Genomic DNA, 11,704 nt, shown 5'->3' with positions numbered 1-11,704 from the left:
CCCCTGAGCACGACCTATTGCTCGTGCTCAGGGGGACGACTCGGATCTTGTGGCTCTCAGTCGGTTGTCAGCAGCACCTTGGTCGCGCGGCGCTCGTCCATCGCGCGGTAGCCCTCGGCCGCGTCTTCGATCGACAGCGTCAGATCGAAGACCGCGCCGGGGTCGATGCGCCGCTGGAAGATCAGATCGACGAGCTCCGGCAGGAAGCGGCGCACCGGCGCCGGCCCGCCGTGCAGGTGCACGCTGGAGAAGAAGACCTCTGCACCGTCCAGGGCGACGTCGTGGGACACGCCCACGAACCCGATGTGCCCGCCGGGGCGCGTGGCGCGGATCGCCTGCTCCATCGACTCTTGGGTGCCGACGGCCTCGATCGTGGAGTGCGCGCCGAGGCCGTTCGTGAGCTCCTTGATCCGGGCGACACCCTCGTCGCCGCGCTCTTCGACGATGTCCGTCGCGCCGAAGCTGCGGGCGAGCGCCTGCCGATCTGCGTGGCGGGACATCGCGATGATCCGTTCCGCGCCGAGCTGCTTCGCGGCGAGCACGCCGAGAAGCCCGACCGCGCCGTCGCCGACCACGGCGACGGTCCTGCCCGGGCCCGCCTCGGCAGCGACCGCGGCGAACCAGCCCGTGCCGAGCACGTCCGAGGCGGCGAGCAGCGACGGGATGAGGTCGGCGGAGGGCTCCCCTGGCGTCACGACCAGCGTGCCGTCGGCGAGCGGGATGCGGGCGTACTGCGCCTGGGTGCCGACCGAGCCCATCATCACCTGGTGCACGCAGCGGGACTGGTAGCCGGCCGCGCAGATCTCGCAGGTGTTGTCGCTGGCGACGAAGGATCCGACGACGTAGTCACCCGGACGGATCCGGGTCACCGCGTCGCCGACGCTCTCGACGACCCCGATGTACTCGTGGCCCATCCGCTGACCGCCGGCGCGGATCGGCTCGGCGCCGCGGTAGGGCCAGAGGTCGGATCCGCAGATGCAGGTCGCGGTGACGCGGATGATCGCGTCGGTCGGCTCGAGGATGACGGGCATCTCGAGCTCTTCGGTCCGGACATCGCCCGGGGCGTGCATGACGACTCCACGCATGATGTTCTCCTTCAGATGGTGGTGGTGACCGCGGAGACACCGGTCGTGTCGTCGCGACGGGGACGGAGGGATGCGGCGAGCGCCGCGGAAAGCAGAAGCACCGCGGCGCTGGTCAGGAAGGTGGCGACATGGCCGAGATGATCGAAGATCACGCCGCCGACGGTGGATCCGAGCGCGATCGACAGCTGGATCACGGCCACCTGGAGCCCACCCCCGGCCTCGGGATCCTCGGTCATGGTGCGCGCGACCCAACTGGCCCAGCCCACGGGAGCCGAGGTGCCGAGCATCCCCCACAGCGCCAGCAGCACGGCCACCGGGGCGAGCCAGGATCCGGTCAGCACGAGCGCGGTCGCGAGGAGCGCCATGAGCATCGGGATCACGACGAGTGCGGCGTGCAGCCCGTGCCGGAGCACCCGGTCGATCGCGATGGTGCCGAGCAGACCGCCGATGCCGACCGCGAGCAGGACGATGGCGACCGCGGTCGCGTCGAGGCGGGTGACGCGCTCGAGGAACGGCCGGACGTATGTGAACAGCAGGAACTGCCCGGCGAAGAACGCGCCGCAGGCGGCCATGCCCCGCGCTACGGTACGGGAGCGCAGTGCAGCGAACACGTGCGCGGCGGATCGCGGCGGTGCCGGCATGGAGGGCAGACTGATCCACTGCCAGGCGAGCGCCAGCAGCGAGACCGGGACGAGGCACCAGAACGCCCCCTGCCAGCCGATCGCGGCGCCCAGGAAGCTGCCGATCGGTGCGGCGACGACGGCCGCGAGGGCGTTCCCGCCGTTGAAGATCGCGAGCGCCCGCGGCACGTGGTGGTCGGGCACGAGCCGCATCGCGGCGGAGATCGACATCGACCAGAACCCGCCGATCACGACGCCGATCAGCCCCCGGCCAACCATGTAGACGAGATAGGTGGGCGCTACGGCGATGAGTGCGCTGGACACGGTCATCACGGCGGTGAGCAGGAGGAGCAGCGTCTTGCGGTTCATCCGGCCGGCGACTCGCGAGATCGACAGACTGGTGATCACGGCGAACAGGCCCGAGATCGCGATCCCCTGTCCGGCCGCTCCCTCCGTGACCTGCAGGCCGGCCGCGATCGGGGTGAGCAGGCTCACGGGCATGAACTCAGCCGCGATCAGCGCGAAGACGCAGAGGGTCATCGCGAGGACGCCGCCCCAGTGCGCCGTCCGGGTGTTGTCGGGATTGCTCATGGGTTCTACTGTGCTCCCGTGAGTGCCCGCGCGGGAGTCCCTGTCGAGGGGTGTACCGGCAGGGCATCCCTCACGAACACCGATCGGCTTACTCTGCTGTGCATGGACAACAGAGCCGAGGTGCGCGAGTTCCTGATGACCCGGCGCGCCCAGGTCTCACCGGAGGCGGCGGGGCTGCCCGCCGGTGCGAACCGCCGTGTCGCGGGTCTGCGCCGCAGTGAGGTGGCCGCGCTCGCCGGGGTCAGCGTGGAGTACTACGCGAAGCTCGAACGCGGTGCGATCGCCGGAGCCTCGGCCGCCGTGCTCGACGCCCTCGCCGACGCGCTGCAACTCGACGACGCCGAACGCGCCCACCTTCTCGACCTCGCGCGTGCTGCGGACGGCATCCCCACGAGCGGCCGGGCACGGCGCCGCGGGAGCGGTCGCCCGGTGCCGCTGCGGCCGAGCCTGCAGTGGGCGCTGTCCTCGATCACCGACGGAGTGGCGTTCGTCCGCGATCCGCGGCAGAACCTGCTCGCCACCAATGCCCTGGGGCGGGCCTTCTACTCACCCGTGATCGGCGACGGCGGGCGCACGCCGAACCTCGCCCGCTTCCAGTTCCTGGATCCGGCCGCACGGGACTTCTATCCCGATTGGGACCTGTTCGCGCACATGTGCGTCGGAGTGATGCGCGCGGAGGCAGGCCGGGATCCGCACGACACCGCCCTGCAGGAGCTCGTGGGCGAGCTGTCCACGCGCAGCGAGGTGTTCCGCCGGCTCTGGGCCGCGCACGACGTGCGTCGACACGGCGCGGGCACCAAGCGCTTCCGCCACCCGATCGTGGGCGAGCTGACCCTCGCATACGAGGAGCTGGCGATCACCGCGGAGCCGGGCAATGTGCTTCTCGTCTACACGGCCGAGCCCGCGTCACCGTCCGCCGAGCGCCTCGCCCTGCTCGCCTCCTGGGCGGCGACGCACGACGCGGAGCACCCCGCAGCCACTGCCGACGCGGAGGGGTGACCTCGCCCATCCGCGTCGTGCGTGACGGATCACACGCGGCAGAGGATCTCGCCGTGCAGTACCGACAGCCAGCCGTCCTCGCTCGCCGCCCACTCCCGCCAGCCGTCGCTGACGCCGCGCAGATCTTCCGGCGTCGCCGCCGAGGACTCGACGAGCTGGCGTGCGATCGCGGAGTCGAGGATCCGGTCGGCCCACATCCCGCCCCACCAGGCGCGGTCCTCCGGCGTCGCGTAGCACCAGGTGCTCGAGGTGGCCACGACGTCGGTGATCCCCGCGGCGTGCGCCCACGCCAGCAGCCGGCGACCGGCATCCGGCTCTCCCCCGTTCGCCTGCGCCGCGGTCCGGTACAGGTCGAGCCAGGTGTCCAGCGCCGGCACTGCGGGCCACCAGTTGAACCCGCCGTAGTCGCTGTCGCGCACGGCGATGATCCCGCCCGGCTTCGTCACCCGGGCGAGCTCCCGCAGGGCCTGCACCGGATCCGCCACGTGCTGCAGCACCTGGTGCGCGTGCGTCACGTCGAAGCTGTCATCGGGGAAGTCCAGGGCGTGCACGTCGGCGACGCGGAAGTCGATGTTGGTCACACCGCGGTCGGCCGCCGTGGTGCGGCTGAGCTCGAGCTCCTCCGCGCCGATCTCCGTCGCCACGACCTCGGCGACCCGGCCCGCGAGATCCGCGGTGATCGTCCCCGGTCCCGCTCCGACGTCGAGCAGCCGGTCGGTCGGGCGCAGGTGCGGCAGCAGGTATGCCGCCGAATTCTCCGCCGTGCGCCAGCGATGCGATCGCAGCACCGAATCGTGGTGTCCGTGTGTGTAGGCGGCCATCGTGTCTCCTCGCTGTTCCGAGTCGCCCCCCTGAGCACGGTCTGTGGCTCGCCCTCAGGGGGACGACTCATCACCCAGGGTTCCGGTTCGGCGCACGGCGCGGAAGACCGTAGTCTTCCTAGGAGCGCCGCACCCTCGCTGCCCCTTGGGAGCACTCGGCGGCGCCGAGGATCCTGTCTTTCTGAGCTGTGCGGAGGCTGCGGATGTCGAACCCTCTCGGTGACTTCCTCCGTGCCCGGCGCACCGACGCGCGGCTGCAGACCGAGGCGTCGAGGTCGGGGGCGCGGCGTCGCACCTCGGGCCTGCGCCGCGAAGAGGTCGCGACCGCCGCAGGCATCAGCGCCGACTACTACACGCGGCTCGAACAAGGACGCGAGACCCACCCCAGCGACGCCGTGCTGGACGCGCTCGCCCGGGCACTGCGGCTGGACCCGGACGCCGCCGATCACCTGCACCGGCTGCGCGACGCCCACCCCGGCATGCTTCGCCCCGAGACTGTGGAAACGCCCGCCCTCGACGACGCCCTGGTCGCCCGGATGACGATGCTGGTCGACGCCGTGCGCCCCAACCCGGCGTACGTGCTGGACCGGCTCAGCACGGTCGTGGCGGCCAACCCCGAGGGGCTCGCACTCCACGAGGGGCTCGCCGATCTCCCGCCCGCTCAGCGCAACACATGCCGTTCGCTCCTGCTCGACCCGCGCGCGACGTCGACGTTCGTCGAGTGGGAGGAGCTCGCTCGCGGCGCGGTCGCGCACCTGCGCGCCGCGAACGTCGACGACCTGCGGGATCCGCAGCTCGTCGCTCTCGTCGAAGAGCTGAGTGCGCAGAGCCCGCTGTTCCGGACCTGGTGGGGCGGCCATCTCGTGCAGCGCCGGCGGGGGGCCGTCACGCATGTCCGCTCCGCGGACGGCACCGTCGCCGCGCGCCGCTATGAGGTGCTGCATCTGCCCGAGGACGGGATGCGGATGACGCTCTGGCTGCCCGCGCTCTGACGCCATCCGCCGTGCCCCGCTCACCCTGGGGTCGTTGAGCGAGCGAAGCGAGACGAAACGTGGTGCGCTCGCGGATCACGTCCGTCGGCGCACCGCGTTTCGTCTCAGTCGCCTTCGCGTCTTCGCTCAACGACCCCGGAGAACGGGAACCTGATCCGGGGCAGGATCCGAGACGTCCGGATCCGGAGCCTCAGCCGCCGCGGATGACGCCGTATCCGACGCGCGGCGCAGCCGACCCGGCCACCAGATCCGGTCGCCCATAAGGGCGAAGATCGCGGGCACGATCACCGTGCGCACCACGAGCGTGTCCACGATCACGCCGACGCCGACGATCAGGCCGAGCTGGCCGAGGGTCACGAGCGGCAGCACCCCGAGGGCGGCGAACACCGCCGCCAGCACGATGCCCGCGCTGGTGATCACGCCGCCGGTGTGCGCGATCGCCTCGACCATGCCCTGACGGGTGCCGCGCTCTGCGGCCTCGGCGCGTGCGCGGTGCACGAGGAAGATCGTGTAATCGATGCCGAGGGCGACCAGGAACGGGAACGCGAGCAGCGGCACCTGCAGATCGAGCGCGTGCTGGCCGAACAGCGCCCGGCTCAGCCACGCGCCGGCGCCGATCGCGGCGAGCGCGCTGGCGAGGTTCACGATCAGCAGCAGCACCGGTGCGACGATCGAACGCAGCAGGATCAGCAGCACGAGGAAGCTGGCCAGGAGCACGAGGGGCGCGATGAGCAGCAGATCCTGCTGGTTGCCGGCGCGGGCGTCGAGGTCGGTCGCGACCGCCCCGCCGACGAGGGCGTGCGCATCCGGGACGGCGTGCACGGCGTCGCGCAGCGCGGTGATCTGGCTCAGGCTCCGCTCCGTGCTCGGCGCGTACTCGCTGGTCACCATGATCTTCGTGAGGTCGCCGTCCGCCGTGGTGCCGATCGGCTGCACGCGCACGACCCCCTGGACGTCCTTCGCCGCGGCGATGACGTCCTGAGCCTGCGCCGCGTCGGTCACGACGAGGATCGGCTGCGCCTCACCCGCCGGGAAGTGCGCGGAGAACACTTCGAGCCCCGCCGCCGACTCCGACGGCACCCGGAACTTCTCCACCTGGTCGAGCCCGACCGAGGTGCCGAACAGGCCCGCCGCCATCACAGCCAGCAGCGCGCCACCCGCGAGCAGCGCGACGACCGGGCGCTTCACGACACCGCCGGCGATTCCGCGCCAGACCCGTCCCTGCCGTCGCTGTTCGCCGGGGCGCGGTATGAACGGCCAGAACACCTTCGGCCCGCACACCGCGAGCAGAGGCGGCAGCAGGAACAGCACCGACCCGAGCGCGATCAGCAGCCCGATCGCCGAGGAGATCCCGAGCCCGTGCGTGCCCGGGATGACCGCCAGCACGAGCGTGAGCAGGGCGAGCACCACCGTGACGTTCGAGGCGACGATCGCGGGCATGGTCTTCCGCCAGGCCGTGCCGAGGGCACGACGATGATCGGGCTCGGCCTGCAGCTCCTCGCGATAGCGCGAGATCAGCAACAGCGCGTAGTTCGTGCCGGCGCCGAAGACCAGCACGCTGATGATGCCCGCGTCGAACTGCAAGCCCCACGCGGATCCGGCCGCCGCGGTCATCCGGCCCGCGAGTCCGTCCGCGAGCGTCACGACCACCAGCGGGATCAGCCACAGGATCGGAGAACGGTAGGTCACGATGAGCAGGATCGCGACGATGAGGATCGTGACGATCAGCAGAGTGAAGTCCGCGCCCTCGAACGCGGAGGCGATGTCCGCGCCGAACGCGGGACCGCCGGTGACCTGCAGCGTCAGCCCGTCCGGTGCGTGCGCGGCGACGTCCGATCGCAGCGCGGAGATCGCCTTCGCATTCTCGGCGTTCGCCTCCGACGCCGTGATCGGAGTGATGATCACCGCGGCCTTCCTGTCCTCGCTGATCACGGGCCCCGACGGATCCGCCGCCGCGCGGGCACCGAGCACGGGGACCAGATCCTTCAGCGCCGCCAGGTCCGCGTCGGACAGCGTGGCGCCATCGGTCCGAGAGGCCACGACGAGCGCCGACTGCCGGTCCGCGTGGGGGAAGGTCTTCAAGAGCTCGGAGACCCGGGTCGACTCTGATGCGGCCGGAGCCTGTGCATTGCCGCCCGGCGCCTTGGCCGAGCCGAAGGCGCCGAACAGCAGCACCATGAGGAGAAGGACGAGTCCGAGCGAGACCCACGCACCACGGCGCGAAGTCAGGGCATCGGAGAGGCGCGAGCGCGCAACGGAATCTGCCATGCCTCCAGTCCACCGGCGCGAGAGCCGCATGCCATCGTGCACAAGGTTGATCGAAAGATCGATCAAAGGGACGAGACCGGATCCGCCACGGTCGCTGAGCGAGGACGGCGAGGACGACCGAGACCGCTGGTCGTTGAGCGAGGACGGCGGAGCCGACCGAGACGAAACGCGGCACTCGTCGAAGCAGGTCCGCAGGAATGCCGCGTTTCGTCTCGCGCCTCGCGGAGACCCGCACTGAGCGAGCGAAGCGAGTCGAAGTGTCGGTGCTCGCTCAACGACCCCAGGGTTGACGAACGCGGCCTCCCGGAGGAGACCGCGTTCGTGGTGCCGGGCGCTCCGAGCTCTCGGAGCGCCCGGGGCGCAGGCGTCGTCAGTACCGCAGGCCGTGCCCGAACCGGAAGGTCGGGTTCTCCGTGTCGAATGCCACATCCGTGCGACTGGCGGCGACGGCGGCGTCCGAGCGGGGCAGGTCGAAGGGCAGCGCGCCCTGCGGTCCGCGCTCGCCGAACAGCACCCGCAGCACGGCCTCGTCCGAGGCGCCGTAGTCCGCGAGCACCGCGCGCGCCGACTCCTCCAGGCCGCCGAGCACGGCCGGACGGTCGAGGTAGATGTCGATCACCGTGGGCACCGACTCGGCGATCGCGGTCAGGCGCGCATGCTCGTCGGCCGGGAACTCGAGGGATCCGGAGTGGAACAGGTCGCTGAACCCGCCGCGGTCGCGGTCCTCAAAGGGGGCCTTGATGCGCAGGATCGCGACGTCGGCCTCCTCCGGGCTCGCGACGACGGTCGCATACGCGGCGAGCGCCTCGGCGGCCACGCCCTCGGCGTAGACCTTCTCTCCGCGCACGAGCGGGAGGATCGGGGATCCGCCGTCGACCGCCGTGTTCGTGAGCAGCGTGAGCGAGTCGCTCTGCGCGTCCAGACCCTCGGCGACGAAGTCGGGCCGGCCGACGATCGAGGCCGCCGTCTCCTCATCGACGAAAGGGTTCTCGAACAGGCCGAGCCGGAACTTCTCGCGCAGCAGTCGCCGCACGGAGACATCCAGACGATCCTCGGAGACCTCGCCGCGCTCGACGAGCCCGAGAAGCTCCTCGGTGCACAGCTCGCCGCCGAACTGGTCGATGCCCGCGTCGAGCGCCTTGACCATGCGCTGCGGCCGGGTGAGGTGCTCGACGCCCCAGGCGCGGGCGGGCATGTCGGCGCCGAACACGACGACGTCGGTGAGCAGGCCCCAGTCGGTGCAGACGATGCCCTCGAAGCCCAGCTCGTCGCGCAGCAGTTCCGTGAGCACGCCCTTGTTGAAGCCGAACCCGACCTCTTCCCAGTCGGTGCCGACGGGCTGACCGTAGTACGGCATCATCTGGGTCGCGCCCGCGCCGATCGCCGCTATGAACGGGCGCAGGTGGTAGTCCCGCGCGTCCCCCGGGTAGACCTGCTCCTTGCCCCACGCGAAGTGCGGGTCCTCGCCGTCGAGCTGCGGACCGCCGCCCGGGAAGTGCTTGACCATGGTCGCGACCGAGTCCGGGCCGAGCTCGGAGCCCTGGAAGCCGCGGATGTAGCCGACGACGAGGCGCGAGGTGAGATCCGCGTCCTCGCCGAACGTGCCCGCGATCCGCGACCAGCGCGGCTCGGTGGCCAGATCGATCTGCGGGTGCAGTGCGACGCGGAGGCCCACCGCGAGGTACTCCTGCCGCGCGATGTCGGCGAAGCGCTCGAGCCGCTCTGGGGATCCGAGGGCCGCGAAGCCGAGCGTCTCCGGCCATTGCGAGAAGGGACCCGCCATGAGCGAGGTGAGCGGGTTGTCGCTGAACGAGTGCCGCGGATCCGTGGAGAGCGTGATCGGGATCCCCAGCGGCGTGTCCAGCGCCATCCGCTGCAGCGCGTTGTGCCAGGCGGCGAACTCGCGTCCGCCGGGCGCGGCACCGAGCAGGTTGAAGTGGCTCATCCGGCGCTTGCGCACCATGGACGAGATCGAGGGGAGTCCGAAGGTGGGATTGCTCTCGTCGAGTTCGGCGAAGGCCGCCATGGTGTGGAACAGCATCCCGACCTTGTCGGCGAGCTCCATCCGCCCCAGCAGATCCTCGACGCGCTCGTCGATCGGCAGGGAGGCGTCGCGGTAGGGCAGCACGGCCTCGTTCACGGTGTCCGTCATTTCATGTTCTCCTCGGGTTACTTGACCGACTTGATGAACCAGACGCTGACCGCGCCGAGCACGCTCAGCACGATCGCGATCGGGAAGAGCGCTCCGTATCCGAACGCCAGCACGATCGCGCCGGCGACGCCGGGGGCGAACGTCTGCGGCAGCGTCGCCGCGATGTTCACCACACCCAGGTCCTTGGCGAAGTTCTTGGCGGACGGCAGGACCTGGCTCATCAGGGCGGTGTCGACGGCCTGGAACATGCCGAATCCGAAGCCGCTGATCACGGTCATGATCATCCACGACGTGTAGGACGGGGCGATCATCGGGAACACCAGCGCGACCGCCATGAGCAGGGAGGACCCGAAGACGAACGGCTTGCGCCGACCCACCTTGTCGGAGAGCGGCCCCGAGACCACCGTCGCGATGAGGATCCCGACGAGACTGAGGATGCCGAGCAGCGGGATCACCGAGAAGGGATCCTTCACGCCGAGGTAGTTCTTCAGGATGAGCAGCTGGAACCCAGTGACGGCGAAGTATCCGGTGTAGAGCAGCAGACGGCCCGTGAACGCCCAGAAGAAATCCGGGTGCTTGATCGGGCTGACCCAGAACGTGCGCAGGAACTCGCCGAAGCTGAACTGCTCGTTCCGGAAGTTGAGGCTGGGGTGGTCCGGGTTCGCGACGACGAACCCGAGCAGCACGACGACCGCGAAGACGGCGAAGATGATGTAGCCGAGCGTGATCGAGTGCGCGAGCTGGGATCCGATGATCTGACCGCCGAGCGCGCCGAACATGAGACCGATGCCGGAGAGCGCGGCGAACGTGCCGCGGCGGGCGACCGGAACGCGGTCCGGCAGGATCGCCGAGAGCGGGCCCTGCGCGAAGTTGTAGGCGACCTGGATCAGCGTCCACGCGATGATGATGCCCACGAGGTTGTTCATGAACCCGAGTGCGATGAGCGCGATACCGCCCGCGATCGCGCCCGCGATGATCCACGGCGCACGTCGGCCGAACCGGGAACGAGTGCGGTCGGAGAGCTGTCCGGCGGCCGGCTGAGCGATCATCGCACCGAGGGCGCCGATCGTCGACACGATCGCGATGTTCGCGACCTGGGTCTTCTCGTCGGGGAACATCGCGATCAGCTGCGCCTGCAGCAGGATCCCCGGCACCGCGCCCCAGATCACGAAGATCGCGAAGTTCGCGGGGATGATCCAGGCGAGCAGCCTTCGCACGCCCTTGATCGGCGCGGGCGGGTCGTCCTCGCCGGAGGCGGTCGCCACGAACGTGGTCTCGGTGATGGGCGGGCGCAGCTCTTCGGGCGTGTCGGATGATGTCGACGTCATTGTCAGTCCTTGGGGGCGAGCGGTGGGATCGGGTCGGGCCGACGAAGGCGCTCGACGCGTCCTCGGAGCCGGTTGATCGAAGCTAGCATGAATACCGGCACAAGTGTAGGTTTTTGTTCCGCAGGCATCTCAGGCGCCTTCGGCTGCGGATCCAGCTGCGGATCCGACATCAGCGCAACCCCCGCCGATGCCCGCCGACGCATACGATGGGACACCGATGACGACCGAACGCGGATACACCACGGGCCGCGCCCGGCGGGAGCGGATCATCGCGGCCGCGACCGCGCTGTTCGGACGCGTCGGCTTCAACAGCGCCACGATGCTCGAGATCGCGCAGGTCTGCGAGATCTCCCGCGCGGGCCTGGCCCATCACTTCCCCACCAAGGAATCGCTCATGGAGGCGGTGCTGGAGACCAGGGATCTGGAGGATCGCGAACGGTTCCGGCGCAATGGCTCGCAGGGCCAGGACGGCATCGGGATCCTGCGCGGCATGGTGGACCTCGCCCGGCACAACACCGAGGTGGGTGGGATCATCGCCCTGTACGCCGTGCTCTCCGCCGAGGCCGCCGACCCGGCGCACCCCGCGCACGACTACTTCGTGCGGCGCTACCAGCGGATCCGCTCCGGCACGGCCAAGGCCCTGCGCGACGCCCGCGCGGCCGGCCACCTCGCCTCGCACGTCGACGAGGACCGCGCCGCGGCCGAGCTCACCGCCCTCATGGACGGCCTGCAGCTGCAGTGGCTGCTCGACCCCGGATCGGTCGACATGGCCGAGGCCCTGCGCCGCCGCATCGAGGAGCTGCTCGTGGTGCCCCTCGAGGACGAAGCCGGTCCTCGGGGGCGCTGAG

Annotated in this window: 9 protein-coding genes; 3 read left to right on the top strand and 6 right to left on the bottom strand. The window is 70.5% G+C overall.

The window, feature by feature from the left end; translation table 11 throughout:
- Positions 1–56: 56 nt before the first annotated feature.
- On the bottom strand, positions 57–1,085 hold the full coding sequence (locus tag AC1DMN_RS03990) for a zinc-dependent alcohol dehydrogenase family protein (protein WP_477230268.1): 1,029 nt from the start codon (positions 1,083–1,085) through the stop codon (positions 57–59).
- 11 nt (positions 1,086–1,096) lie between these two features.
- Positions 1,097–2,296, bottom strand: a complete 1,200-nt coding sequence (locus AC1DMN_RS03985) for an MFS transporter (RefSeq protein ID WP_477230267.1) — start codon at positions 2,294–2,296, stop codon at positions 1,097–1,099.
- Positions 2,297–2,398: 102 nt separating this feature from the next.
- Between AC1DMN_RS03985 and AC1DMN_RS03980 the strand changes: the two genes are divergently transcribed.
- On the top strand, positions 2,399–3,295 hold the full coding sequence (locus tag AC1DMN_RS03980; protein WP_441978063.1) for a helix-turn-helix domain-containing protein: 897 nt from the start codon (positions 2,399–2,401) through the stop codon (positions 3,293–3,295).
- A gap of 29 nt (positions 3,296–3,324) precedes the next feature.
- On the opposite strand, the gene AC1DMN_RS03975 is transcribed toward AC1DMN_RS03980, so the two are convergent.
- A complete protein-coding gene (locus AC1DMN_RS03975; RefSeq protein WP_441978062.1) occupies positions 3,325–4,116 on the bottom strand; it encodes a class I SAM-dependent methyltransferase in 792 nt (263 codons plus the stop codon).
- A gap of 203 nt (positions 4,117–4,319) precedes the next feature.
- Between AC1DMN_RS03975 and AC1DMN_RS03970 the strand changes: the two genes are divergently transcribed.
- On the top strand, positions 4,320–5,108 hold the full coding sequence (locus tag AC1DMN_RS03970) for a helix-turn-helix transcriptional regulator (protein WP_441978061.1): 789 nt from the start codon (positions 4,320–4,322) through the stop codon (positions 5,106–5,108).
- Positions 5,109–5,234: 126 nt separating this feature from the next.
- Here the strand turns inward: AC1DMN_RS03970 and AC1DMN_RS03965 are convergent, their stop codons facing one another.
- The 3 genes from AC1DMN_RS03965 to AC1DMN_RS03955 form a co-directional block, all read right to left on the bottom strand.
- The gene (locus AC1DMN_RS03965) at positions 5,235–7,376 is read right to left on the bottom strand and encodes an MMPL family transporter (RefSeq protein WP_477230266.1); all 2,142 of its coding nucleotides are present in this window, start codon (positions 7,374–7,376) and stop codon (positions 5,235–5,237) included.
- Positions 7,377–7,746: 370 nt separating this feature from the next.
- Positions 7,747–9,528 (bottom strand): glycoside hydrolase family 3 protein, encoded by a 1,782-nt coding sequence (locus tag AC1DMN_RS03960; protein ID WP_477230265.1) that lies wholly within the window; start codon positions 9,526–9,528, stop codon positions 7,747–7,749.
- A gap of 17 nt (positions 9,529–9,545) precedes the next feature.
- On the bottom strand, positions 9,546–10,856 hold the full coding sequence (locus tag AC1DMN_RS03955) for an MFS transporter (protein ID WP_477230264.1): 1,311 nt from the start codon (positions 10,854–10,856) through the stop codon (positions 9,546–9,548).
- Positions 10,857–11,073: 217 nt separating this feature from the next.
- Between AC1DMN_RS03955 and AC1DMN_RS03950 the strand changes: the two genes are divergently transcribed.
- The gene (locus AC1DMN_RS03950) at positions 11,074–11,703 is read left to right on the top strand and encodes a TetR/AcrR family transcriptional regulator (RefSeq protein WP_477230263.1); all 630 of its coding nucleotides are present in this window, start codon (positions 11,074–11,076) and stop codon (positions 11,701–11,703) included.
- The last annotated feature ends 1 nt before the right edge of the window (position 11,704 follow it).

It is taken from the genome of Microbacterium sp. 01T413_2 (assembly GCF_056398985.1).
Note: the sequence above shows the minus strand (reverse complement) of the source record. Positions and strands in the feature narration are given on the sequence as shown.